General features: G+C 50.9%; 1 protein-coding gene. It reads right to left on the bottom strand.

All coding sequences use genetic code 11. The features are described from left to right. Positions 1–530, bottom strand: a 530-nt coding sequence (locus B2633_RS07345) for a class I tRNA ligase family protein (RefSeq protein ID WP_483169951.1), incomplete at both ends; no start/stop codon positions are given.

The following is a 530-nucleotide window of genomic DNA, read 5'->3' as shown; positions in this document are numbered from 1 at the left end:
GCTAATAAAACTACTGCAATGCGTATCGATTCTACCAGATTATATAAAACCGTTCCCAATCTGCCCTGGCTGGCCTGTTCCTTGGCCAGGCGCCAGGGTTCAGTTTCATCAATATACTTATTGGCCCGGGCCACCAGTTTCATCACCGCCAGGATATAACTTGAGAAGTCCAGCTTTTCAAGTTTGGCGGTAGCTTCCTGGCAGGCTGTTCGCGCGGTCTGCTTAAGCTCCTCATCCAGGCTGCCGGTTTCCGCCGGACCGGGGATAATACCCTCAAAATACCTGCTTACCATGGCGGCGGTGCGGCTGATCAGGTTCCCCAGGTCATTGGCCAGATCCGAGTTTATTCTGGTTACCAGCATTTCCTCAGAATACATCCCGTCTTGCCCAAAACTGAGTTCTTTTACCAGATAATAGCGAACCGCATCCACACCATATTTTCCCACCAGGGTTCGGGGATCTACCACATTCCCCTTAGATTTCGACATCTTCCCGCCTTCCAGCATAATCCAGCCATGAGCAAAAACCGT

It is taken from the genome of Syntrophomonas sp. UBA1041 (assembly GCF_002316705.1).
Lineage (GTDB): Bacteria > Bacillota > Syntrophomonadia > Syntrophomonadales > Syntrophomonadaceae > DTU019.
This window is presented reverse-complemented; position numbering and strand designations above follow the sequence as displayed.